This window comes from Paeniglutamicibacter sp. MACA_103, from assembly GCF_045798555.1.
Taxonomy (GTDB): domain Bacteria; phylum Actinomycetota; class Actinomycetes; order Actinomycetales; family Micrococcaceae; genus Paeniglutamicibacter.
Window position 1 is genome coordinate 45,421 of sequence record NZ_JBIXLN010000022.1, and the last position, 22,092, is coordinate 67,512.

Consider the following 22,092-nt stretch of genomic DNA (forward strand, 5'->3'; position numbering starts at 1 on the left):
TTTGGTAGATCACATTTTGAGTTTGCCACTAGATTATGGCTTGTTGAATTGCCATTCAGCGTGCACGTGATCACCCGACCGATGTCGGTGCACTACGGTCGCAATAAAGGGCTCCTGACCACGAGGTTAACGGTGTGGACGGGCACTCGCCGCCCATCAAAAATGCGCACCTCCATCACCCCTGACCGGGACGATGGAGGTGCGCGTCAAGCCGACCCCTAGAACAGGTCAGGCATCCCCACGGGCGCACTTCCGGTCCCTGCCTCCAGGATCCGCTGCAGCATTTCCGGGCTGGTGGTGTTCTCGCCCAGTCGATTTGGCTTGCCGGTGCCGTGGTAGTCGGAGGACCCGGTGACGATCAAGTCGTGCTTGCTGGCCAGAGCGCGCAGATATTTGCGCCCTTCCTCCGGATTGTCCCGGTGATCGATTTCCAGGCCCAGCAACCCGGCCTCGATCATCTGCTCGAAGGTCTCCTCCCCCACCACGCGGCCGCGGGCAGAAGCGACGGGGTGCGCAAACACGGGAACACCGCCCGCATCGCGCACCAGCTTGACCGCGGTGACCGGGTCCATGGCGTAATGCCCGACGTAGTAGCGCGAACGGGCAGTCAGCACCTCCGCAAACGCCTCGGTACGGGTTCGGACAACACCTGCGGTCACCAGGGCGTCGGCAATGTGGGGACGGCCGATCGTTCCGCCGGGAATCGAGTGGCGGGCGATCAGGTCCCAGTCCACCGGATAATCCTCGGCAAGCAACTCGACCATGCGACGGGCGCGGGTTATGCGCGCATCGCGTGCCTTCTCGATCTCCTCAATCAAGCCCGCATGCGCAGGATCATGCAGATAGCAGAGCAGATGGACACTGACACCGGCCTCGGTCTTGCAGGAAATCTCCATGCCCGGGACCAGCCCAACGCCGATTTCAAGCGCGGCCGCTCCCGCCGCCGCCCACCCAGCCGTCTGGTCGTGGTCGGTCAGCGCCACCACGTCCAGGCCGGCCGCCTTGGCCGCAGCAACCAATTCGGCGGGATGCTCCGTCCCGTCTGAAACATGTGAGTGAGCATGAAGGTCGATCCGCATAGCTCTCAGGGTAGTCCCTCGATGCGGCACCGTTGGCGGTGCCCCACCGTGTTCATCCCCCAACGAACACGCGAGTCCCAAAGGCACCTCGATCCACCGGGCCGATCACCCCGAAACCGTGCGGTTCAGGCTGACAGCCAATCCACTCACGGCACCGGCACCGCGCCGCGTGGCAGGCGCCTTGGCGTATGCGCCCGGGCTTTGAGACGATTGGTCAATGAGCACTGATGCAACCACCACCACCGGCAGCGACCAGCCCCTCGAAGAGCGCGTGAACAACCGTTCGCAGCGCCCCAACTCCGAGGCATTCAAGAAGTTCATGGCCTCATCATGGGCCCCCGACACCTCCACGCTTCCGGGCGCCGACGCGGTGGCCCCGTATGCCGCCGCCCGCCGCGCAGCGATCTCGGCCAGGTTCCCCGGCGAACGACTGGTCGTTCCCGCCGGACCGCACAAGGTCAGGTCCAACGACACCGACTACCGCTTCCGCCCCCACTCCGGCTTCGCCCACCTCACCGGGCTGGGCCTTGACCACGAGCCGGAAGCCGTCCTGGTGCTCGAACCCACCGAGGCGGGCGCCGGTGACAACGGCTCGAACCACGTTTCCACCCTGTACTTCTCCCCCATGGCCGGCCGCGATTCCGAGGAGTTCTACTCCAGCGCCCGCACCGGCGAATTCTGGATCGGCCCCCGCCCGACCCTTCCGCTGCTGCAGGCGCGCCTGGGCCTGCCCACCGCCGACCTGTCCGGCCTCGAGGTTGCAATCACCAAGGACGCCGGAGTGGTGGAATTCGGCGGCATGCGCATCCGCCTGCTGCGCGAGGTCGACATGAACTGCGACGCCCTGGTCGACACCTCCCGCATCAACACCGGAGTGGACCTGGAGGTCTCCGATTCCCTCGACGGCGAGCTCTCCGAAGCACTCAGCGAGATCCGCCTGGTCAAGGACGAATGGGAAATCGCGGAAATGAAGAAGTCGGTGGCCGCGACGGTCAACGGCTTCCACGACGTCGTTCGCTCGCTCGACCGCGCCATGTCGCACGAACGCGGCGAGCGCGTCGTCGAGGGCGCGTTCTTCGCCCGGGCACGCGAGGAGGGCAACGACCTGGGCTACGACACCATCGCTGCCTCGGGCAACAATGCCACGGTGCTGCACTGGATCAACAACAACGGCACCGTCAACGACGGGGACCTGCTGCTGCTGGACGCCGGCGTCGAGGCCGAGTCACTGTACACCGCCGACGTGACCCGCACCCTGCCGGTCAACGGCAGCTACACCGAGGTGCAGCGCAAGATCTACCAGGCGGTGCTCGATGCCGCAGACGCGGCTTTCGCGGTGGCCAAGCCGGGCACCAAGTTCCGCGACCTGCACACCGCCGCGGTGACCGTGCTGGCGCAGAACCTCGACGCCTGGGGCCTGCTCCCCGTGCCGCTCGAGGAGGCGCTCTCCCCCGAGGGCCAGCAGCACCGGCGCTGGATGCCGCACGGCACCAGCCACCACCTGGGCCTGGACGTGCACGACTGCGCGCAGGCCAAGGCCGAGCTGTACCTGGACGGAATCCTCGAGGAGGGCATGGTCTTCACCATCGAGCCCGGCCTGTACTTCAAGAACGAGGACCTGGCGGTGCCGGAGGAATACCGCGGCATCGGCGTGCGCATCGAGGACGACGTGCTCATCACCGCCGACGGCTGCGTGAACCTCTCCGCGGCACTGCCGCGCACCCCGGCCGAGGTCGAGGAATGGATGGCGCAGGTCCGCAAGGGCTAGTCCCGCCCTCCTGCCATCAACGCGAAGGCGGCCTCCATCCGAATGTGGATGAAGGCCGCCTTCGCGTTTCGTGCTTGTTGGGCTTGACGCCCGGGGCCGTGCCCCGCAGTGCGTTGCCGCTGGCTAGAAGTGCTTGCCGTGTTCCGGGTGTTTCGCATCCTCCGGTGCGGATTCCCCGTCTGAAGTCCCGGCGCCGGTTGCGCGATCCGCATCCCCGGTGCCATCTGTCGATTCGGTTTCCTCGGCTGCGGGTGAGGGTGCGGCTGCCGGCGTATTGGCTGCAGGCGCAGCCGGGGCCTCGGCCACCGGGGCTGCGGCCGGCGGCGGGTTGTCCCCGAGGCGGATGCCGAACTGCGGGCGCCCGTCAGGCAGATCCGAGTAGCTGCCCGACGTCGGGACGCCCTGGACAGGTTCCGCCGGCGTGGCGGATGATGAAGGCTGGACCGGGGCCGGGGGCTGCACCGGAGGGGTGTGCGCTCCGACGCCGTTGTCCGCGGCCGTGCGGCTCATCGGCAGCTTCGCCGCCATGGCGCGTGCCGCATGCGCGTGCGAGAACGCCACCACCACGTCATAGCTGGTGGCCAGGACCTGGGACTGCGAGGCGAAGTCGCGCTTGCCGCGCCTGAACGAGTAGCTCACCACGCCCACCAGCATCCAGATGGCCATGCCGATGCCCACCGAGGACAGGATCTGCGCCAGCGCGTTGGAGCCCGGGCTGAAGATGGTCAGCACCAATCCGACGAAGACACCGAACATCGCGCCCTGCGCGGCGCCGGCCGCGGCGACCTTCGGGTAGCTGAGCTTTGCGGTAACCCGCTCCACGGACTTGAGGTCGTTGCCCACGATGGTGAGGTTGGCGACCGGGAAGTCGTTGTCGGCCAGGTAGTCCACCACCTTCTGGGCGTCGAGGTAGGTGCTGTAGCGCCCCAAAAGCTCGCCGCGCGGCAGGCCGGGCGAGTTCGGGTTGGACGGGGACGCACCAAGTGGGGAAGACATATATCCATTGTGCACGCTGCCGCGCCCGAAGACCGGGCTTGATCGCTGAAGGTGAAAGCGACGCGGCGGGTAACGGCGCATGACGGCGTCGCGCTCAACACATTGCCCAAACCATCGCCGGGTGCGGCGCAGGCAGTAGCCTAGAGAGCGTGAGCAGCAATTCTACGAAGGTCTTCATCGCACGACTGCTGGGCCTGGACGTGTTCGACCCCCTGGGCGACCGCCTGGGCCGGTTGCGCGACGTCGTGGTCATTTCCCGCCTGGCCACCAAGCCCGCCCAATGCGTCGGCGTGGTCGTCGAGGTGCCCGGCAAGCGGCGCGTCTTCGTGCCCATGACCCGAATCCAGGCCATGGAGTCGGGGCAGATCATTTGCACCGGCCTGGTGAACATGCGCCGCTTCCAGCAGCGCGGCGCGGAGATCATGGTGGCCGCCGAGCTCTTCGACCGGCGCGTTGTGTTCGAGGACGGAAGCGGCAACGCGGTCGTCGAGGACATCGGGCTGGCCCGGGAACGCAACGGGGACTGGATCATCTCCGACTACTACGTGCGCCGCGGAGACCCCGCCGGAGGTCTGCTGGGGCTGCGCCGGGCGCGCGGCGAGCGGCTGCTGGTGCCCTGGGACGCGATCGTGCACACCGCGCTGCACGAACCCCAGGCCGCCAGCACCTACGTGGCGGCCCACGACGAGATGAAGCCGGCCGACTTCGCCGACGCGCTGCACGAGATGAACCAAAAGCGCCGCGTCGAGGTCGCTTCCGAGCTGCAGGACGAGCGCCTGGCAGACGTGCTGCAGGAGATGCCCGACGACGAGCAGGTCCAGATCATCTCCGCCCTGGACATGGAGCGCGCCGCGGACGTGCTGGAGGAAATGGACCCGGACGACGCCGCCGACCTGTTGGGCGAGCTCTCCGAGGACACCAAGCACGCGCTGCTGGAATTGATGGAACCCGAGGAGGCGCGCGACGTGCGCCGCCTGCTTGAATACGCCGAGGGCACCGCCGGGTCGATGATGACCCCGGTCCCGGTGATCCTCTCCCCCGAGGCCACCGTCGCCGAGGCCCTGGCCTCGGTGCGCCGCGAGGAGCTGAGCCCCGCGCTGGCCTCCACGGTCTTCGTCACCCGGCCCCCGCTGGAGACCCCCACCGGCCGCTACCTGGGCGCGGTGCACATCCAGGCGCTGCTGCGCACCCCGCCGCCGGAGTCCCTGGGCAACATCCTGGACTCCGACGTCGAGCCCATCGACGACCTGGCGGGGGTCGCCGAGGTCGCGCGCACCCTGGCCAGCTACAACCTGACCTCGCTGGCCGTGGTGAACGACGACGGCCGGCTGGTCGGCGCGGTGACCGTCGATGACGTGCTGGACCACCTGCTGCCCGACGACTGGCGCACCCACGACGACGACCCCGAACGCATTCCCGCTCCGGACCCGGACCCGAACGTCTCCGGCACCCCGCAACCACCAGTGAACGGAGGAACCCATGGCTGAGAAGCGCCAGGTGTCGACGGGCCTCGACACCCCGATGACCGCACGAGCCCGCTTCTTCCCGCGCGTTTCCCCGAACCCCGACGCGTTCGGCTCGACCACCGAGAAGTTCGCGCGCTTCATGGGCACCCCGCAGTTCCTCTTCTACATGACGATCTTCTGCGTGTTCTGGCTCATCTGGAACACGCTGGCCCCGGAGGGCTGGCGCTTCGACTCCGCGGCCCTGGGCTTCACGGCGCTGACGCTGATGCTTTCGCTGCAGGCCTCCTACGCCGCCCCGCTGCTGCTGCTGGCGCAGAACCGGCAGGACGACCGGGACCGGGTCTCGCTGAGCGAGGACCGCGGCCGTGCCGAACGCAACCTCTCGGACACCGAGTACCTCACCCGCGAGCTCGCCGCGCTGCGCATCGCCCTGCGCGACGTGGCCACACGCGACTATGTGCGCTCCGAGCTGCGCTCCGCGCTCGAGGACCTGTTGGAAACCACCGACGGCGAGGAGCTGAACCTGCGAGCCAAGACCACCAAGCGCCGCGACCGCGGCTCCACCAACACCGGACTCATCCCGCAGGTGCCCCCGCGCGCTCCGGGCCGCACGCCGCGGGCACGGAGGAACGACACACCATGACCCTCGAGCCCCGGCTCCTTGAAGCACTCTCCACGGTCCAGGACCCCGAACTGCGCCGGCCCATCACCGAACTCGGCATGGTCGAATCTGCCGGCCTCATCGAGGGCACCGCCCACGTCACGGTGCTGCTGACCATCGCCGGCTGCCCGATGCGCTCCACCATCGAAAACGACGTTGCCGCCGCCCTGGCCGCGGTGCCCGGGGTCTCCCGCGTCGAGGTCGTCCTCGGGGTCATGAGCCCCGAGCAGCGCGCCGCGCTGCGCGAGTCGCTGGCCGGACGGACCATCCCGTTCTCCGACCCGGCCTCGCTGACCCGCGTGATCGGCATCGCCAGCGGCAAGGGCGGGGTCGGCAAGTCGTCGCTGACCGCCAACCTGGCCTGCGCGATGGCAGCCGACGGGCTGCGCGTGGGCCTCATCGACGCCGACGTGCACGGCTTCTCCATCCCCGGGCTGCTGGGCATCCCCGGGGCCAAGCCGACCCGCGTAGACGAGATGATCCTGCCGCCGGTGGCGCACGGGGTGAAGGTCATATCCATCGGCATGTTCGTCCCCGACAACAAGCCGGTGATCTGGCGCGGCCCGATGCTGCACCGGGCGCTGGAGCAGTTCCTGACCGACGTGCACTTCGGGGACCTCGACGTGCTGCTGCTGGACTTGCCCCCGGGCACCGGGGACATCGCCATCTCGGTCTCCCAGCTGCTCCCCGGCTCCGAGCTCGTGGTCGTCACCACCCCGCAGGCGGCCGCCGCCCAGGTGGCCGAGCGCGCCGGGTCCATCGCCGTGCAGACCGGGCAGAAGGTCGTCGGAGTCATCGAGAACATGAGCTGGCTGGTGTTGCCCGACGGGTCCACGATGGAGGTCTTCGGCGCCGGCGGCGGGGCCGAGCTGGCCCAGCGCCTGTCGCTGGTGCTGGGCACCGAGGTCCCGCTGCTGGGCCAGGTGCCCCTTGACCCGCTGCTGCGTGCCGGGGGCGACGCCGGCGTGCCGCTGGTGCTCTCCGACCCGCAGTCCCCCGCGGCCGCGCAGATCATCGACATGGCCCGCGGCCTCACGCGCCGCCCACGCGGCCTGGCCGGCCTGAAACTGGGCGTCACCCCGCGATAGGCACCACGGGCCGCGCGGCAGGCCCCTGGGGGCCGGTCACATGTAGGCCCGCACGCCGCCTCAACCGTCCCGGCCGGCCTTCCGGTCCGAAACCACCGCCCGGCAACGTCCCGGGCATGAATAAGGCGGCATCCCCCGGTTGTGGGGATGCCGCCTGTTGGATTCGGCGTCGGGGTGTTCTCCCGCGTCCGGGCTACGTCGCCTCGTTGTCAAAGGGCGCCGGCTCGTGCGGGGCCAGCGGGGCGACCCTGGCGATCGCCACCGGGCGCTGCTGGACGGCGGGGACTTCCTTGACGGCCGCCACGGCATCCTCGAAGTCCTCGAGCAGCGCGTCCTTGATGATCCGGCGCGGATCGTACTGTCGCGGGTCAAGCTTGCGCCAGTCCATGTCGGCGATGTCGTCGCCGACTTCCTCGCGCAGCTGTTCCTTGGCGCCGGTGGCCATGCGGCGCAGTTCCTTGACCAGGCGCGCCAGCTGCGCGGCATACTCCGGAAGTTTCTCGGGTCCCAAAATAACCACCGCGAGCACCGCTAGCACCAGCAGTTCACTGCCATTGATTCCCAGAAACACCCTTGTAGACTACCTGCTTTCGAGCAAAGATGAGGCCACTGCCTATTTGAAGTCCAAAACCATGAGCCGGGAAAAACCCCGCAGCAGGCGCTGTGAGAATTTCTCGGTGGAGGGATCCAGCGACACGATGCGCGTGTGCTCCCCCACCACCAGCCGTTGCAGGACCCGTTCCACGTCCGCCTTGGAAAGGTCGGAGGAAACCTCGTACCTCACGCCGTCCATGCTCAGCGTGGCGGTGCCCTCAGCATACGTGACGGCGGCAGCCGCCTTGGCGCCCAGGCGGTGTCCCAGCTCGGTCAGCATGCCCGAGGTCGGATCCGTGCTGGCCGAGGCTGCCATGGACTTCTTCAGTGGCACATCCTGGGCCCCGGCCAGGGCGCGTGTCTCGGCCAGCTCGACGATGTGCACGTCGTCGCTGAGCACCAGCGTCACCGTCGCCTCGCCCTTGTCCAGGACCCCGGTGGCGGAGGAAAGGCTGAACCCCGCCGCCTCGATGACCGGGCAGGTCCAGCCTGCCTGACGCAATTGGTTCAGGGCCCCCGCATCCAGGCTGCGGGCGGAGGTGTTCCAGGATTCGGCGGGATCCCGTTCCGGGGCGCCCTGTGCGGCGGGCGCACCGAGGAACCAGGACATCGCCGCGATCGAGCCCACCAGGGCGAAAAGCAGCAGCAACACGGCCATCGGCACCAGTCCGTTGGTGCGGGAGCGTCCGGCGCCTCGTTCCCGCGGCAACGAGTAGTGGGTGCCAAGCAGCGTCTGCGCGTTCAGCGGCACCGATGGCCCGGCCTGGGATTTCGAGACGGCCCCGGAGCCCCGCTGCATCGCTTCAAGGGCAGCCGAACACGCCGCGCAGTGCCGCACGTGCTTTTCCAGGGCGCCGGCACGGCGAGAGTCCAGCCGGCCGTCCACATATTCACCCATCCAACGCTCAAACCGATGCATGCCCTAGCGCACTCCCGGGATCGTCCGCCGGATCTTGGGCAACGCCATGGTTGCCGCGGGCCTGACGGCCGGGTTGCGGTGGGCCAACTTCTCGCGCAGCATCCCCCGGCCACGGTGGATGCGTGAACGGACCGTGCCCAGCTTCACGTTCAGGGCCTCGGAGACTTCCTCATAGGAAAGGCCCTCGAGGTCGCACAAGACCACCGCCGCCCGGAATTCGGGACTGAGCGCGTCCAGTGCCGCCTGGACGTCGACATCCAGGTTGTTGTATTCGAAGCTTCGTTCCGGGCCGGGCGAGGTACCGGGAATCTTCGCCTCGGCATCCTCTGCCAGGCCGTCGAAGCGGATCCGGGACTTGCGCCGCGCCTGGTCCAGGAACAAGTTGGTGGTGATGCGGTGCAGCCAGCCCCCGATGGTGCCGGGGGTGAAGGTGTGTAGCGAGCGGAAGACCCGCACGAATGTTTCCTGGGCCAGGTCCTCGGCGTCCTGGCGGTTCCCGGTCAAGCGATAGGCCAGGCGGTAGACCCGCGGCGAATGGTCTCTGACGATTTCGTCCCAACTTGGAACCTCGAGCTCCGCAGGCTCGTCAGGGGAGCGTACGCCGCTGGCCAAGGAGAGATTCGATGCATTCACGTCATCAAGTCTCGCGCAGGCTCCTGAGCAGAAGCTGAAAGCAAGCTGTGTCGCTTCATTGTTTTGGGTTGGCCCCTGACTGGGCCCTCGACAAGGATAGGATTGGCCTGTCGGCATCAGCAAGAAAGCCGCATCGTGCCCCTGCCGCCTCACCGGGCGGGCCACGGAACCACCCCGCAACGCACCGCTTCCGCACCTCAAAGGATTTGCCGCACACCCATGAACCTGGACATCTTTAGCAGCTGGACATACTCACAGGCCCAGGCACAGGAGGATGCGGTGCTTGAGCGTGCCCGGGAACGGGGCCGCGAGCTGGGCGTGGAATCCGTCGGAGCGGCCACGGCCAATTTCCTGACGCTCCTCGCCGCCATCTCCAAGGCCAGGAACATGGTGGAGATAGGGACCGGCGTCGGGGTCTCGGGCACCAGCCTGTTGCGCGGGGCGGGAAGACAGTCGGCGTTGACGACAATCGACATCGATGTCGACCACCTGGCCGCGGCACGTACGGCCTTCCATGACGCCGGGGTCGACAGCTCACGCACCCGGGCCATTTCCGGCCGCGCCCAGGCCGTGCTGCCCCGGCTGACCGACGGAGCCTACGACCTGGTGTTCATCGACGCGGACAAGGCGCACCTTCTGGAGTACGTCACCCAGGGCATCCGCCTGGTCAAGGTCGGCGGCTTGGTCATCGTGCACGACGCCTTCGACCAGCATCGCGTCCCCAAGCCGGCCGTGCGCCAGCCCAGCACCGTGGCCACGCGCAATGCGACCCGCCTGCTGCGTGAGGACGAACGATTCGTCAGCTCGCTGGTGCCCACCGGCCTTGGCCTGCAGCTCGCCGCCCGAATCAGCTAGCCCACCCCGGTAAGTCCAGGGAGGAACCCCTCGCCCTGGTTTCGATCGCTTCATGACGCACAGCGGGGCGGACACCTGACCAAACCGGCCAAGTCCCCGCCCCGCGACGTTCCGACCCCGAGTGCTACTCGGTGGCACCTACCAAGCAATCGCGCAGCTCGGCGGCTTCGTCGGCATTAAGTTCAACAACCAGACGTCCGCCACCGTCAATCGGTACGCGCATGATCAGGCTACGGCCTTCCTTGGTGACTTCCATCGGACCATCCCCGGTACGTGGTTTCATCGCAGCCATTAGCGCTGTTCCCTTTCATTTGAGGTAAAGGACATTTGGGCCTTCACCCGGTGGTGAGTTAATCGGCGAATCTGGTTATTCGTGATCCGCTTTCAACTTGCTACGTCCCATTATTCCGAAGAATGGCTCGTGTTGCTAATCACAGGATCTTTTCCGTGTGCCGCGATGACCTCATGCAACCGGCTTATCTCGGCCGAAAGGGCACCGAGGACCTCGTCGACCTGATCGCAGCGATATCCTCGCAGCGCCAGAGAAAAGCTCACATTCTCCACGTCTTCGGCGCTCGGCCGCTCGGGCAGGAGCACCGGAGGCAGGGTGGCCACCGGCTCGACCAGCCCGTGTATCGGGCCGCGGATCGGCTCAAAACGTTGCCCCTCCCGGCCCGCCCGGCTCCGTTTGCTCCCCACGCCCAAGCACACTGCCGCGCCAAGAATTACGATGGCGACCACCAGCAACATGTAGACCAACCCGCGCTCCTTTGCTGTTAGGGATCAGTGACAGAGATTTAATCGGCCGCGACAAAGCCACTGGGCCGGGCCGATTCGACGACGATATCCACGGCTTCTTCGATATCGTCGGTTACGCGGATTAAGTCCAGATCGGAAACGGAAATGGCACCGCCTTCGGCAACGGTGTTTCGAAGCCATTCCAGAAGCGGGGTCCAATACGCGATGCCTACCAAAACAATGGGGAATCCTGTGACCTTTTCGGTCTGCACCAGGGTCAGCGCCTCAAAGAGTTCATCCAATGTTCCGTAACCGCCAGGCAAGACGATAAATCCTTGGGAGTACTTGACGAACATCGTCTTCCTGGCGAAGAAGTACCGGAAATTGATACCCAGGTCCACCCACTCGTTGAGCCCGGTTTCGAATGGAAGCTCGATGCCCAGTCCGACCGAGATGCCGCCTGCGGCCACTGCGCCCTTGTTAGCGGCCTCCATGGCCCCGGGTCCACCACCGGTTATCACAGCCACCCCGGCGGCGGCAATGAGCTCGCCGATCTTTTCGGCCTGCACGTAGCGTTCCGATCCGCGCGGAGTACGGGCGGAACCGAACACGCTGATTGCCGGTCCCAGCCCGGCAAGGGCTCCGAAGCCCTCAACGAATTCACTCTGGATGCGCAGGACCCGCCACGGATCGGAATGGGTGAAATCCTGGTCCTCACGCGTATCGAGCAGGTAGGCGTCCGACTGCTCGGTTTTGGCCTGCGAGCGGCGCAACACAACCGAGCCCTTTCGGCGTGCCGGGTCGGGCAGGGAATCAAAGCTCTTGGAGTGCGAATTCTGGCGATGCATGCCCTCCACTGTAGTGGCAATACCCGCTCCCACTGGCCGCGTCATGACGCTTTTAGGCAAAGATTTGGCATCGACTGGCCAAATCATGGTCGTGAAGCGCGTCACTTCGGATAGGGTTCTTGTCATGAGCACTGATTCCCACTCGAATAGCGCTAAGTCGGACCTGACTCCCATTGTCAAGCTCTCCGCGGTGAATAAGCACTATGGCCAACTCCATGTTCTACAGAACATCAACCTTGAAGTCAGCAAGGGTGAGGTCGTCGTCGTTCTGGGCCCATCCGGCTCGGGCAAGTCGACGCTATGCCGCACCATCAACCGCCTCGAAACCATCGATACCGGAACCATTGAAATCGATGGCAAGGTGTTGCCTGAGGAAGGCAAAATGCTGGCCAAACTCCGTGCCGATGTCGGCATGGTATTCCAGTCATTTAATCTTTTCGCACACAAATCCATTTTGGAAAATGTCACTCTGGGCCCGATCAAGGCCAAGGGCATGAAAAAGGCGGATGCCGACAAACTCGCAATGTCATTGTTGGAGCGAGTTGGCGTTGCCAACCAGAAGGACAAGCTCCCGGCCCAACTTTCCGGCGGACAGCAGCAACGCGTGGCCATTGCCCGTGCCTTGGCCATGCGCCCGAAGGTCATGCTCTTTGACGAGCCGACCTCCGCCTTGGACCCGGAAATGATCAACGAGGTCCTTGACACCATGATTGGCCTGGCCAAGGAAGGCATGACCATGATCGTGATCACCCACGAGATGGGCTTCGCCCGCAAGGCCGCCGACCGAGTCATCTTCATGGCCGATGGCCAGATCGTCGAGGAATCCACGCCCGACCAGTTCTTCACCAACCCGAAGAGCTCACGGGCCAAGGATTTCCTCGGCAAACTCATCACGCACTAAAGCCATCCCACGACGATCTTAGTTCGATGGATGAGAACCTCGCTCTCATCCTTGATCACAACAAGGAGAAACGATGCGTAAGTCTCGCATTTCAGCAGTAGCAGCCATGGCAGCGGCCGCGGCATTGGCACTCACCGGCTGTGGCGGTTCCGGTGGAGGAACTGGCGACGGTGATACCGTCAAGATCGGCATCAAGTTCGACCAGCCAGGACTCGGGTTCAAGGACGGCGAAACGTACAAGGGCTTCGACGTCGATGTTGCCAAGTACGTCGCCAACGAACTCGGCTTCACCGAAGACAAGATCGAATGGGTCTCCGCCCCGTCGGCCAACCGCGAAACCCTGCTGGAAACCAAGCAGGTCGACATGATCTTCGCGACCTATTCCATCACCGACACCCGCAAGGAGCGCGTCGCCTTCGCCGGACCGTACTTCGTGGCCGGCCAGGACCTGTTGGTCCGCCAGGACGACACCTCCATCACCGGCCCGGAAACCCTGACCGGCAAGAAGCTTTGCTCCGTGACCGGATCGACGTCGGCCAAGAAGGTTTCCGATTCCTACCCCGGCGTGAGCCTGGTTGAGCAGGGCGGCTACGCCGACTGCCTGGGCCTGCTGGAAACCGGCGGCATCGACGCCGTCACCACCGATGACATCATCCTGGCCGGCCTGGCTGCAACCGAGGCCAACAAGGGCAAGTTCAAGGTCGTGGGCAACACATTCTCCGAGGAGAAGTACGGGGTTGGCCTGAGCAAGGACGCCACCACCTGCGCCGACATCAACACGGCAATCACCAAGATGGTCGACTCCGGCGAATGGGAGAAGGCGCTCCAGGCAAACACCGAGGGCACCGGCTACTCGCCCAATGCGAAGCTGAACCCCCCGAAGCCCGAGGCCTGCGCCTAGCCGCTGACCGATTCTCCATGGGACCCATCCGGCGCGCGATCCGCTCCGGGTGGGTCCCGCACCAATCGCACCCTAAAGGAGTAAGCCATGCAAGGCTACCTTTCCCTGTGGGATGAATACGGCGGACAAATGATGTCCGCCTTCTGGGGCAACCTGCAGCTGACTTTTTGGGCAGCCATCGGGTCGTTGGTCCTGGGCACGATCCTGGCACTGATGCGTATTTCGCCGGTGCCCAGCTTCCGCGCCTTCGGCACCTCGTACGTGAACATTTTCCGCAACACCCCGCTGACCATCATCATGGCCTTTGGCGTGCTGGTGTTGTTCGGCGTGTTCCAGGTCCAGTTCAGCTCGGATTTCAATCTCAACTTCTTCCAGATCGCCATCCTCGGACTGACGATCTACCATTCCGCATTCGTGTGCGAGGCCATCCGTTCGGGCGTCAACACCGTGCCCCTGGGACAGGCCGAGGCGGCCCGAGCCATCGGCTTGAGCTTCATGCCCGCCGCCCGCTTGGTCATCCTGCCGCAGGCCTTCCGCGGAGCCATCGCCCCGCTGGGCAACGTCCTGATCGCGCTGATCAAGAACACCACTGTGGCCGTGGCCGGTTCGGTGGCCGAGATCTCGGGACTCATGAAAACCATGCTGGAGTTCCGTGCCGATGTGGGAATCCTGATCTTCCTCACGATCGCCGTGTTCTTCGTGATCGTCGTGATCCCCGTCGGCCTGCTCACCACGTACCTATCCAAGAAGTTGGCGGTGGCACGATGAAAGTCTCCGAATCCGTACTCTTTGACGCCCCCGGGCCCAAGGCGCGGCGCCGAGTCGTCGTCATCAACGTCATCGGCGTGCTGCTGGCAATCGTACTGGTCTACTACCTGTACAAGGTCCTGAACGATGCCGGCCAGCTGACTGCCGAGAAGTGGTCGGTGTTCGGCGAGGGCTCCATCTGGCAGAACTACCTGCTGCCGGGCCTGCTGAACACCCTGAGGGCGGCGGCGGTCGCCATCGTCACCTCGCTGGTCTTCGGATTCATCTTCGGCATCGGGCGGCTGTCCACCAACAAGGTGGTCAACTGGATCAGCTCCATCGTCGTGGAATTCTTCCGCGCGGTGCCAGTGCTGCTGATGATGATCTTCCTCTGGATCATCCTGGCGCGCTCCGGGATCGTGGCCCCCAGCGACTCGCCATTCGTCGCGGTGGTCGTGGGCTTGACCCTGTACAACGGCTCGATCGTGGCGGAATTGATTCGCTCCGGCGTCTTCGGCCTTCCCAAGGGCCAGCGCGAGGCGGGCATTGCCATTGGCCTGACGCGAGGGCAGTCGCTGCGCAACGTCGAGATCCCGCAGGCACTCATCGCGATGTTGCCGGCGCTGATCGGCCAGTTCGTGGTCATTTTGAAGGACTCCGCACTGGGGTACATCATCAACTTCAACGAGCTGCTCTTCAACGCCAGGCTCGTCGGCACCGGCAACGCGAACGTGTTGCAGGGGCTCGTGGTTGCGGCCGCCATCTTCATCCTGATCAACTTCGCGCTCTCGAAGTTGGCCTCCGTGGTTGCCCGCCGGCTCAGCAGCCGCGGCATCAGCGCGGGCAAGCCCATGGACCCGGCGGTCCCCGTCGTGGTCGCGGACCTGAACACCAAGGTGCCCGGCAGTTCGGTCCCGTAAGCCAACCGAGGTTCCCCGGACCGGCAAGGGCCGGGCGGCAGTCGGTCTCGTATTCCACGAGACTCCGACTGCCGCCCGGCCCTTTGGCTTTGGTGCGCGGCTCTGGAAGGCGTTCCGGCTAGACGCCGGTGCCGCGAGGGGCGGTGGGTTCCCCGCCCAGCCAGCGACGCAGCGCTCCCAGGCAGTCGTGGATGGCGGTACGGGTGACGTGTTCGTCGTCCGAGTGCGCCAGCAGCGCATCGCCCGGGCCGAAGTTCACCGCCGGAATCCCCAGCTCCGAGAAGCGGGCGACATCCGTCCATCCGAACTTGGGCTTCGGCGTCTGCCCCACCGCGGCCACGAAGGAGGCGGCTGCCGGGTGCCGCAGCCCGGGCCGGGCACCGCCGGCGCCGTCGGTGCGGACGATCTCGAATCCCTCGAAGAGCTCGAACACGTGCGCTTCGGCGGCCGCCACGTCCTTGTCCGGCGCGAAGCGGTAGTTGACCTCGACCTCGCAGTAGTCCGGGATGACGTTGCCGGCGATGCCGCCGTTGATGCGCACCGCATTGAGCGATTCACGGTACTGCAGCCCGTCGACGTCCACGGTCCGCGGCTCGTAGTCGGCCAGGATCCGCAGGATGGGCGCCGCGGCGTGGATGGCGTTCTCGCCCATCCAGGCGCGCGCCGAGTGCGCCGCGACGCCGCGGGTGCGCACCTTGTAGCGGCTGGTGCCGTTGCAGCCGCCCTCAACCGTGCCGTTGGTGGGTTCGAGCAGGATGGCGAAGTCGCCGCCCAGCAGTTCGGGGCAGTTGCGGAAGAGTCGTCCCAGGCCCGACTTGGAGCCCTCGACCTCCTCGTGGTCGTAGAAGATGAAGGTGACGTCCCGGTTCGGGTCCTGCAGCGTGGCCGCCAGGGCCAGCTGGACCGCCACCCCGCCCTTCATGTCCGTGGCCCCGCGCCCGTAGAGCGTCTCGCCGTCCCAGCTCACCGGCACGGTTCCCCGCGCCCCGGGCGTCGTGGGCAGCGGGACGGTGTCCAGGTGACCTGCCAGGATCACCCGCTCCGCGCGGCCCAGCTGCGTGCGCGCCACGATCGCGTCGCCATCGCGGTGCACCTCCAGCCCCGGGATCCGGCGCAGGGCGGACTCGATGGCGTCGGCCAGGGCCCGCTCGTTGCCGGAGACGGATTCGACGTCCATCAGGCGGGCGGTCAGGTCGGCAACGTCTTCGCGCAGGTCCAGGTCGATGGACGCGGGCGTGGCGGGGGAAGCGGGGCTGGGTTTGCTGTGCACAATCCAAGGTTAGTACCGGTGCCCGCGCTAGGATTGATTCATGACTCCGGTAGACACCCACGCAACGCCCGCCTCCACCCACGACCTCAGGATCGCCTCGGCCCACGGCCTGGCCACCTACGCCGCCGACGGCACGGTCCTGGACGCCTGGTTCCCGGCACCGGTGGTCGGTGTCCTGGAAAAGGCCGCGAAGATCTCCGGGGACCTGGCCGCCGCCGCGCGCGACGATGCCGAGCGCGGCACCACGCAGTCGGTGATTGCGCTGGAGATCAACCTCGACGTAGCCCCCGCGGACACCGCGGACGTCTGGCTGCGCCTGCACCTGCTCTCCCACCGCCTGGTGGAACCGAACCACGTCAACCTCGACGGGGCCTTCGGCCTGCTGCAGAACGTCGTGTGGACCAACTTCGGCCCCTGCGCCGTGGTCGACTTCGAAAGCACACGCCTGCGCCTGCGCTCACGCGGGACGCTGACCGTGTACGGGGTCGACAAGTTCCCCCGAATGCTTGACTACGTTGTTCCCGCCGGCGTGCGCGTTGCCGACGGCGGCCGCGTCCGCCTCGGCGCGCACCTGGCGCCGGGCACCACCGTCATGCACGAGGGCTTCGTGAACTTCAACGCCGGCACCCTGGGCGCCTCCATGGTCGAGGGCCGGATCTCCGCCTCGGTCGTGGTGGGCAATGGCTCGGACGTGGGCGGCGGTGCCTCCATCATGGGCACCCTCTCCGGCGGCGGCAAGGAAAAGATCGTCATCGGCGAACGCGTGCTGCTCGGCGCGAACTCCGGCGTGGGGATTTCCATCGGCGACGACTCGGTCGTCGAGGCCGGGCTCTATGTCACCGCCGGCACCCGCGTCCAGCTCGGGGACCAGGTGGTCAAGGCCGTGGAACTCTCCGGCGTTTCCAACCTGCTCTTCCGCCGCAATTCGCTCACCGGTGCCGTGGAGGCGCTGCCGCGGGCCGGCCAGCACGTCGAATTGAACAGCGTCCTGCATGCCAACTGACGCACACCAACGCGTTCTCGCGTTGGGCTCGCGGCGTGCCGACCACCACCACGGTCGGCACCGCGGGCCCCGACGCTGGGGCCGCACCCTGCTGGCCCTGGTGCTTGCCCTGGGGCTCATCGGGGGTGGGCTCTACGCGGCGGTGAACTTCATCGGGATCGATGCCACGGTGGTGCGGCAGAAGTGCACCGCACTGGTTGGCTCGACGCTGCACACCCTGAGCCCAGATCAGACCTCCAATGCCGCGGTGATCGCCGCGGTGGCCGGCAAGCGCGGGATGCCCACGCGTGCCGCCACCATCGGGATCGCCACCTCGATGCAAGAGTCCAAGCTCACCAACATCGACTACGGCGACAACGCAGGTCCGGATTCCCGGGGGCTGTTCCAGCAGCGGCCCTCCATGGGCTGGGGCACCGAGGCCCAGGTCCAGGACCCCGTCTATGCGGCGAACCGCTTCTTCCAGGAGCTGGAGACCTTCGACTACCAGTCCATGGCATTGACCGATGCGGCGCAGAAGGTCCAGCGCTCGGCCTACCCCGGGGCCTACGCCCAGCACGAGGAGAAGGCAAGCGCCTTTGCCTCGGCGTTGACCGGCGCCTCCCCCTCGACGCTCAACTGCACGCTGCGCCCGGCGGAGGCAGCCGGTTCGGCCGAGGTGGTGGCCGCCGACCTGCTGGAAGCCACCGGCAAGGACGCCAAGGGCATCTCCGGAAACCGCGTGCGGATCCCGGTGCGCGGGCAGCAGGGCTGGGCCATCGCCCAGTGGGCCGTGGCCAACGCGCAGAAGCACAACACGGAGTCGGTCTCCTATGCCGGTCTGGTGTGGAACCGCTCCGAGGGCCGCTGGGTGCCCGCGGCCACCACTGACGGCTACGTCATCATCTCCCTGGCCGGTTCCCCTCAGTGAGGCCGAACCGGCGCTGCTAGGTCAAGAGGTCGATGATGGGCTGCAGGTAGCTGCGGAAAAGCGTCGCATCGCGCATCAGTTCCTGGCTCAGGATCACCGTGTTCGGTTCCACGAACCAGGCACGGCGTTCGGACAGCGGAAGCTCGACCAGCTTCAGGTGCAGGTCCTCGACGTTCCTGCCCTCCAGCTCGCGTTCGGCAAAGAGGCGCGCCAAGAGCTCCAGGCGCTCCTTGGTGTTGTCCAGGCAGTACGCCCGGTACTCCCCCATCCTGTTCTGCGTCCAGGTGTAGGCGTTGCCGTAATGGGCGCGCAACAGGTGCTGCAGGCTCGGTGAATCCGAGAAGCACGCAAAGTCGGGCTCGGCGTCGCTGTCGATGGTCGGCTGGCTGTCGGAGAGGATCCGTTCCCACCAACTCTGCCATTCCTGGCGCAGCTCCCCGGCGGCATCCAGGGCAAGTTCGCGCGCGGCAGCCGGCTTGACCCGGGGACTGAGCGGCGCCAGGGACATGGCTCCCACTGGCTCGATGGCAGCCAGATCCCGGAAATAAAGCGCCAGCAACATCTCCTTGTCGATATCGGCCGAAACCTTCCAACCTGAACCAGACTCCAGCACCATCTGTGCACACCCGTTTCCTTGAAATCGCTCGCCTATCTCAAGGATAAGCCCGGAATCGCACAAATGCCCCGAAAATCCGGGGAACCGGTGGTGCGGGCCGGGCACGCGAAAGGGTGCCGGTGTCGCTGCAGGAGCCTGGCTCCTTCAACCACACCGACACCCTTCGGGATGCAGTGCTGCCGGTTGCACGCCGCCGGAATCTTCCCGACGACGGCTCCGGACGGTCCTAGCTGTTCGGGTAGCTGCGCTCGGACTCGCCGACGTAGAGCTGGCGCGGACGCCCGATCTTCATTTCCGGGTCCTGCAGCATCTCGCGGTACTGGGCGATCCAGCCCGGCAGGCGGCCGATGGCGAAGAGCACGGTGAACATCTTCTCCGGGAAGCCCATGGCCTTGTAGATCAGGCCGGTGTAGAAGTCGACGTTCGGGTAGAGCTTGCGCGAGATGAAGTAGTCGTCGTTCAGCGCGCGCTCTTCCAGGGACATCGCGATGTCCAGCAGCTCGTCGTTGCCGCCGAGCTTGGAGAGGATCTCGTGGGCCGTGTTCTTGATGATCTTGGCGCGCGGATCGTAGTTCTTGTAGACGCGGTGCCCGAAGCCCATGAGGCGGACGCCGTCTTCCTTGTTCTTGACCTTCTCCATGAAGTCGGCCGGCTTCAGGCCGTCGTTCTGGATCTGGCGCAGCATCTTCAGCACGGCTTCGTTGGCGCCGCCGTGGGCGGGGCCGAAGAGGGCGTTGATGCCGGCGGAGACCGAGGCGAACATGTTCGCGTTCGAGGAACCGACCAGGCGCACCGTGGAGGTGGAGCAGTTCTGCTCGTGGTCCGCGTGCAGGATCAGCAGCTGGTCCAGCGCCTTGACCATGACCGGGTCCATGTCATACGGTTCGGCGGCCAGGCCGAAGCTCAGGCGCATGAAGTTCTCGACCAGGTTCATCGAGTTGTCCGGGTAGAGCAGTGCCTGGCCGATGGACTTCTTGTGCGCGTAGGCGGCAAGCACCGGCATCTTGGCCAACAGGCGGATGGTCGAGAGCTCGACCTGCTCCTCGTTGAACGGGTCCAGCGAGTCCTGGTACCAGGTGGACAGGGCCGACACTGCCGATGAGAGCACCGGCATCGGGTGCGCGTCGCGCGGGAAGCCGCCGAAGAAGCCCTTGAGCTCCTCGTGCAGCAGGGTGTGCCGGCGGATCTTCTGGTCGAATTCCTCCAGCTCGGTGGCCGAGGGCAGGTTGCCGTAGATCAGCAGGTAGCTGGTCTCCAGGAAGCTGGACTTCTCGGCGAGCTGCTCGATCGGGTAGCCGCGGTAGCGCAGGATGCCCGCGTCGCCGTCGATAAAGGTGATCGCGGACTTTGTCGCCGCGGTGTTCATGAAGCCGGGGTCGTACGTCACGCCGCCTGTCGCCTTCAACAGGGGTGCGATGTTAAAGCCGTTGTTGCCTTCTACCGCGGGCACAACAGGGAGTTCGATGTTGTTGCCGCCGAAGCTGAGCTGAGCAGAATTGTTATCCGTCATTGTCTCTCCTAACCGGAATGCAGATGAATCCGATGGTCAGTAATCACTGTCACGCTACCGTTTAGGAGGCGATTGACACCAATTGGTTGGTCACGTTTGGGTTTCAGACTGCCGCATTCAACCGTTCGACGGCGCATCGGATGCGTTCGTCGCTGGCAGTCAGCGCGATCCTCACAAAGTTCTCCCCGGCCGTCCCGTAGAAGGCTCCGGGCCCGGCCACGATGCCCAGATCGGCAAGCCGGCCGATGGTCATCCAGCAGTCCTCGTCCGCGGTGCACCACAGGTACAGCCCGCCAACCGAGTCCACGATGCGCAAGCCGAATGCCCCGAGGGCCGGAACGAGCGCCTCCCGGCGTGCCCGGTACAAATCTTTTTGCACCTTGACGTGCTCGTCGTCGTTCAGGGCAGCAATCATGGCGGACTGAACCGGGGCCGGCACGATCATGCCCGCGTGCTTGCGGTTGTTGACCAGGGCGGGCATCAGGTTCGGCGCCCCGGCCACGAAGGCGGCGCGGTACCCGGCGACGTTCGACTGCTTGGAAAGGGAGTACACGGCCAGCAGGTCCGTGAAGTCCCCGCCGCAGACCGATTCGTGAAGGATGCTCGGGACCCCGGCCTCGTGTTCGCCCCAGCCGAGCTCGGCGTAACATTCGTCCGAGGCCACCACCGCGCCCAGCGAGCGGGCGTCGTCGACCAGCGCCTTGAGCTCCGCGCCCCCGCGGACGATGCCCGTGGGGTTGCCCGGCGAGTTGACCCAGACGAGCTTCACGCGGGCACGGTCGGCCTCCGAGAGCTCTTCCAGCGAATCCGCGGCGATCGAGTCCGCCCCGGCCAATTGCGCACCGATGTCGTAGGTGGGGTAGGCCACGAGCGGGCGGACCACCAGGTCCCCGGAGCCCAGGCCCAGCAGCAACGGCAGCCAGGCCACCAGCTCCTTGGACCCGACGGTCGGCATGACGTCGTCGGCGACCAGGCCGCGCACATCGCGCCGCCGTTCAAACCAGTGCACGATGGCCTCGCGCAGCTGCGGCGTGCCGTGGGTGGTGGGATAGCCCGGGGCGTTTGCGCCCTCGCGCAGGGCCCGGACGATGATCTCGGGGGTCGGGTCCACGGGGGTGCCGATGGAAAGGTTCACGGCCCCGCCCTCGTGCTCGGCGGCGCGGGCCGCGTAGGGAGCAAGGGCATTCCACGGGTAGTCAGGAAGCGTCAGCATGGTGGTGGCGATCAGTCCTGGACTTGTGGCGGCAGGACGGAAATGATCGGGTGGTCGATGCCCATGTTGCCCAGCTTGGCCGCGCCGCCCGGGGAACCGACCTCGTCGAAGAACTCCACGTTGGCCTTGTAGTACTCGGCCCACTGGTCGGGGACATCGTCCTCGTAGTAAATGGCCTCCACCGGGCACACCGGTTCGCAGGCGCCGCAGTCAACGCATTCATCGGGGTGGATGTACAGCGAGCGTTCGCCTTCGTAGATGCAATCCACGGGGCATTCCTCGATGCACGCCTTGTCTTTGACGTCGACGCACGGCTGGGCGATGATGTAGGTCACGGTACCCGGGGCCTTCCTTTACAACGGATCATGAACTGTCTGGTCATGCGGCACGCGGCTATGCATGCTCTCCAATAGCTTAGTCCCGTTGGGGCCGCTTTGCCTGGTCTAACGGCGCTCCCGC

At 66.1% G+C, this 22,092-nt stretch carries 24 protein-coding genes; 11 read left to right on the forward strand and 13 right to left on the reverse strand.

Going from position 1 to position 22,092, the window contains the following annotated elements; translation table 11 throughout:
* Nucleotides 1-218 precede the first annotated feature (218 nt).
* Nucleotides 219-1,079, reverse strand: a complete 861-nt coding sequence (locus ACIPVK_RS11890) for a PHP domain-containing protein (protein WP_407612188.1) — start codon at nucleotides 1,077-1,079, stop codon at nucleotides 219-221.
* Between the two features lie 217 nt (nucleotides 1,080-1,296).
* On the opposite strand from ACIPVK_RS11890, the gene ACIPVK_RS11895 reads away from it, so the two are divergent.
* Nucleotides 1,297-2,847: an aminopeptidase P family protein gene (locus ACIPVK_RS11895; RefSeq protein ID WP_407612189.1), complete on the forward strand. Its 1,551-nt coding sequence runs from the start codon at nucleotides 1,297-1,299 to the stop codon at nucleotides 2,845-2,847.
* A 123-nt stretch (nucleotides 2,848-2,970) separates the two neighbouring features.
* Here the strand turns inward: ACIPVK_RS11895 and ACIPVK_RS11900 are convergent, their stop codons facing one another.
* Nucleotides 2,971-3,843 (reverse strand): general stress protein, encoded by an 873-nt coding sequence (locus tag ACIPVK_RS11900; protein WP_407612190.1) that lies wholly within the window; start codon nucleotides 3,841-3,843, stop codon nucleotides 2,971-2,973.
* Between the two features lie 149 nt (nucleotides 3,844-3,992).
* Between ACIPVK_RS11900 and ACIPVK_RS11905 the strand changes: the two genes are divergently transcribed.
* Genes ACIPVK_RS11905 through ACIPVK_RS11915 form a run of 3 tightly spaced genes read left to right on the forward strand, consistent with a single transcriptional unit; the run spans nucleotide 3,993 to nucleotide 7,058 of the window.
* Nucleotides 3,993-5,330 carry a magnesium transporter MgtE N-terminal domain-containing protein gene (locus tag ACIPVK_RS11905; RefSeq protein ID WP_407612191.1) on the forward strand — a complete coding sequence of 446 codons (1,338 nt, stop codon included), beginning with the start codon at nucleotides 3,993-3,995 and terminating at the stop codon, nucleotides 5,328-5,330.
* Nucleotides 5,323-5,952 carry a DUF1003 domain-containing protein gene (locus ACIPVK_RS11910; protein WP_407612192.1) on the forward strand — a complete coding sequence of 210 codons (630 nt, stop codon included), beginning with the start codon at nucleotides 5,323-5,325 and terminating at the stop codon, nucleotides 5,950-5,952. The genes ACIPVK_RS11905 and ACIPVK_RS11910 overlap by 8 nt, the downstream gene beginning before the upstream one ends.
* Nucleotides 5,949-7,058 carry an Mrp/NBP35 family ATP-binding protein gene (locus tag ACIPVK_RS11915; protein ID WP_407612193.1) on the forward strand — a complete coding sequence of 370 codons (1,110 nt, stop codon included), beginning with the start codon at nucleotides 5,949-5,951 and terminating at the stop codon, nucleotides 7,056-7,058. Before ACIPVK_RS11910 ends, ACIPVK_RS11915 begins: the two co-directional genes overlap by 4 nt.
* Nucleotides 7,059-7,251: 193 nt before the next feature.
* On the opposite strand, the gene ACIPVK_RS11920 is transcribed toward ACIPVK_RS11915, so the two are convergent.
* Genes ACIPVK_RS11920 through sigE form a run of 3 tightly spaced genes read right to left on the reverse strand, consistent with a single transcriptional unit; the run spans nucleotide 7,252 to nucleotide 9,204 of the window.
* Complete coding sequence (locus ACIPVK_RS11920; RefSeq protein WP_407612194.1) at nucleotides 7,252-7,629, reverse strand: sec-independent translocase; 378 nt, start codon at nucleotides 7,627-7,629, stop codon at nucleotides 7,252-7,254.
* 42 nt (nucleotides 7,630-7,671) lie between these two features.
* Entirely contained in the window at nucleotides 7,672-8,550 is an 879-nt protein-coding gene (locus ACIPVK_RS11925) for a zf-HC2 domain-containing protein (protein WP_407612195.1), read from the reverse strand.
* A 24-nt stretch (nucleotides 8,551-8,574) separates the two neighbouring features.
* Nucleotides 8,575-9,204, reverse strand: coding sequence for an RNA polymerase sigma factor SigE (gene sigE, locus ACIPVK_RS11930; RefSeq protein ID WP_407612196.1), 630 nt, complete (start codon nucleotides 9,202-9,204; stop codon nucleotides 8,575-8,577).
* Nucleotides 9,205-9,423: 219 nt separating this feature from the next.
* Between sigE and ACIPVK_RS11935 the strand changes: the two genes are divergently transcribed.
* On the forward strand, nucleotides 9,424-10,059 hold the full coding sequence (locus ACIPVK_RS11935) for an O-methyltransferase (RefSeq protein ID WP_407612197.1): 636 nt from the start codon (nucleotides 9,424-9,426) through the stop codon (nucleotides 10,057-10,059).
* 124 nt (nucleotides 10,060-10,183) lie between these two features.
* On the opposite strand, the gene ACIPVK_RS11940 is transcribed toward ACIPVK_RS11935, so the two are convergent.
* The 3 genes from ACIPVK_RS11940 to ACIPVK_RS11950 all read right to left on the reverse strand — a co-directional run bounded on the left by ACIPVK_RS11940 (nucleotide 10,184) and on the right by ACIPVK_RS11950 (nucleotide 11,645).
* On the reverse strand, nucleotides 10,184-10,351 hold the full coding sequence (locus ACIPVK_RS11940; protein WP_264270931.1) for a DUF3117 domain-containing protein: 168 nt from the start codon (nucleotides 10,349-10,351) through the stop codon (nucleotides 10,184-10,186).
* 110 nt (nucleotides 10,352-10,461) lie between these two features.
* Nucleotides 10,462-10,809 carry a DivIVA domain-containing protein gene (locus ACIPVK_RS11945; protein WP_407612225.1) on the reverse strand — a complete coding sequence of 116 codons (348 nt, stop codon included), beginning with the start codon at nucleotides 10,807-10,809 and terminating at the stop codon, nucleotides 10,462-10,464.
* A 47-nt stretch (nucleotides 10,810-10,856) separates the two neighbouring features.
* Entirely contained in the window at nucleotides 10,857-11,645 is a 789-nt protein-coding gene (locus ACIPVK_RS11950) for a TIGR00730 family Rossman fold protein (RefSeq protein WP_407612226.1), read from the reverse strand.
* Nucleotides 11,646-11,769: 124 nt separating this feature from the next.
* On the opposite strand from ACIPVK_RS11950, the gene ACIPVK_RS11955 reads away from it, so the two are divergent.
* The 4 genes from ACIPVK_RS11955 to ACIPVK_RS11970 all read left to right on the forward strand — a co-directional run bounded on the left by ACIPVK_RS11955 (nucleotide 11,770) and on the right by ACIPVK_RS11970 (nucleotide 15,114).
* Nucleotides 11,770-12,546 (forward strand): amino acid ABC transporter ATP-binding protein, encoded by a 777-nt coding sequence (locus ACIPVK_RS11955; protein ID WP_407612198.1) that lies wholly within the window; start codon nucleotides 11,770-11,772, stop codon nucleotides 12,544-12,546.
* Between the two features lie 73 nt (nucleotides 12,547-12,619).
* Nucleotides 12,620-13,447: a glutamate ABC transporter substrate-binding protein gene (locus tag ACIPVK_RS11960; protein WP_407612199.1), complete on the forward strand. Its 828-nt coding sequence runs from the start codon at nucleotides 12,620-12,622 to the stop codon at nucleotides 13,445-13,447.
* Between the two features lie 87 nt (nucleotides 13,448-13,534).
* Nucleotides 13,535-14,215 (forward strand): amino acid ABC transporter permease, encoded by a 681-nt coding sequence (locus tag ACIPVK_RS11965; protein ID WP_407612200.1) that lies wholly within the window; start codon nucleotides 13,535-13,537, stop codon nucleotides 14,213-14,215.
* A complete protein-coding gene (locus ACIPVK_RS11970; protein WP_407612201.1) occupies nucleotides 14,212-15,114 on the forward strand; it encodes an amino acid ABC transporter permease in 903 nt (300 codons plus the stop codon). Before ACIPVK_RS11965 ends, ACIPVK_RS11970 begins: the two co-directional genes overlap by 4 nt.
* Before the next feature lie 118 nt (nucleotides 15,115-15,232).
* Here the strand turns inward: ACIPVK_RS11970 and dapE are convergent, their stop codons facing one another.
* Nucleotides 15,233-16,387, reverse strand: coding sequence for a succinyl-diaminopimelate desuccinylase (gene dapE, locus ACIPVK_RS11975; protein WP_407612227.1), 1,155 nt, complete (start codon nucleotides 16,385-16,387; stop codon nucleotides 15,233-15,235).
* Between the two features lie 37 nt (nucleotides 16,388-16,424).
* Here dapE and dapD point away from each other — a divergent pair, with 37 nt between their 5' ends.
* Together dapD and ACIPVK_RS11985 are read left to right on the forward strand one after the other, a co-directional pair.
* Nucleotides 16,425-17,387, forward strand: coding sequence for a 2,3,4,5-tetrahydropyridine-2,6-dicarboxylate N-succinyltransferase (dapD, locus tag ACIPVK_RS11980; RefSeq protein ID WP_407612202.1), 963 nt, complete (start codon nucleotides 16,425-16,427; stop codon nucleotides 17,385-17,387).
* On the forward strand, nucleotides 17,377-18,294 hold the full coding sequence (locus ACIPVK_RS11985) for a hypothetical protein (RefSeq protein ID WP_407612203.1): 918 nt from the start codon (nucleotides 17,377-17,379) through the stop codon (nucleotides 18,292-18,294). Before dapD ends, ACIPVK_RS11985 begins: the two co-directional genes overlap by 11 nt.
* A gap of 16 nt (nucleotides 18,295-18,310) precedes the next feature.
* Here the strand turns inward: ACIPVK_RS11985 and ACIPVK_RS11990 are convergent, their stop codons facing one another.
* The 4 genes from ACIPVK_RS11990 to fdxA form a co-directional block, all read right to left on the reverse strand.
* The gene (locus ACIPVK_RS11990) at nucleotides 18,311-18,910 is read right to left on the reverse strand and encodes a hypothetical protein (RefSeq protein WP_407612204.1); all 600 of its coding nucleotides are present in this window, start codon (nucleotides 18,908-18,910) and stop codon (nucleotides 18,311-18,313) included.
* 226 nt (nucleotides 18,911-19,136) lie between these two features.
* Nucleotides 19,137-20,420, reverse strand: a complete 1,284-nt coding sequence (locus tag ACIPVK_RS11995) for a citrate synthase (protein ID WP_407612205.1) — start codon at nucleotides 20,418-20,420, stop codon at nucleotides 19,137-19,139.
* Nucleotides 20,421-20,523: 103 nt separating this feature from the next.
* Nucleotides 20,524-21,633, reverse strand: coding sequence for a succinyldiaminopimelate transaminase (gene dapC / locus ACIPVK_RS12000; RefSeq protein ID WP_407612206.1), 1,110 nt, complete (start codon nucleotides 21,631-21,633; stop codon nucleotides 20,524-20,526).
* Between the two features lie 11 nt (nucleotides 21,634-21,644).
* The gene (gene fdxA / locus ACIPVK_RS12005) at nucleotides 21,645-21,968 is read right to left on the reverse strand and encodes a ferredoxin (RefSeq protein WP_407612207.1); all 324 of its coding nucleotides are present in this window, start codon (nucleotides 21,966-21,968) and stop codon (nucleotides 21,645-21,647) included.
* Between the last annotated feature and the right edge of the window lie 124 nt (nucleotides 21,969-22,092).